This is a genomic window from Streptomyces sp. NPDC045701 (assembly GCF_056432045.1).
Map to the genome: position 1 here is coordinate 1 of NZ_JBWKJV010000229.1, position 1,083 is coordinate 1,083.

At 72.3% G+C, this 1,083-nt stretch carries 1 protein-coding gene; it reads right to left on the reverse strand.

The features are described 5' to 3' along the window. On the reverse strand, positions 1–1,083 hold a 1,083-nt coding region (locus AC07DW_RS34630), incomplete at both ends, for an IS1380 family transposase (RefSeq protein ID WP_478861552.1).

Below are 1,083 nucleotides of genomic sequence, written 5' to 3' on the forward strand. Positions count from 1 at the left end.
TCAGTGCCAGCTCCAGCCAGGCGGTGTTGATGGCGAAGTGGCGGGAGGGGAAGCGGCCGAGACCGGTGGACTTGCCGCAGCGGATGCGGTCCTCGACGCGGGCGTGCGCACGGTGGCGGGCCTCCAGATGCTGCAGGGAGCCTTCGCCGTGAGGGGTGTCGGTGAGGAAGACCTGGTGGCGCGTGCCCTCGTCGAGATCGAACAAGGACAGCTGGGCGCCGGGATGTGGGCGCTCGCGCCGCACGATGATCCGGGTGCCGTCCGGGTGGTCGGCCAGGTCCACCATGCCGGTCAGTTCTGCCACTTCGGCGCCGGTCCGCAGGGTGCCGTCCTGCTCGAGTGAAGGGTGCCACAGATGGTCGGGCAGGGCCCGGATTGCGCGGCGGATTGGTTCGGTGACGGCGTATCCGACGGAGAAGGCGGTTCGGATACCCCGTTCGCGTAGTGCTCGGACGTGGGCGAGGAAGACTTTCGCGCCTCCGGCGCTGTCGGCGCGGATGAGGATGTCGGTGCCGTGGCGGTGGGCGTCGGGGATCTGGGCCAGGGCCGCGTCCAGGACGGTGATGTGGTCGGCGGCGGTGTTGGCGCCGGCATTGCCCGGCCGCAGCACCCCGGCCAGGGCTTCGCCGGTGTTGTCCAGGAAGCACAGCAGCGGGTGGTAGCCGAAGCCGCGTTTGTAGGTGGCCGCCGCCTGCTCCTTGTCCGAGTGGCAGGTGACGAGGGTGGCATCGAGGTCCAGGACCAGGCCCGGCAGGTCGCGGCCACCGGCGCGGGCCGCGGGTATGCCGCCGGTGGTCTCGGCGGCCTGCAGCCAGGCGACCTCCCGGGCGGCTGCTCTCGCCGAGCGCAGGCGGGCGAGAGCAGCCGGGTCGATGCCGGCCAGCAGGCGCCAGGCGGTCGGGGTGGAGGCGACCGGGCCGAAGACCTCCGTCTGGTCCCGCAGCAGGGCCAGGTCCGCTATCGCCTCGCCGCCGTCGGCGAGCATCACTGCCAGATCGACCGCGATCCGGCCGGGGTCGTGCCCGGTGCCACGCGGTCGAAGCCTGCGCAGCGCATCCGTGAACGCGCTGGTCAGGCCGGTGA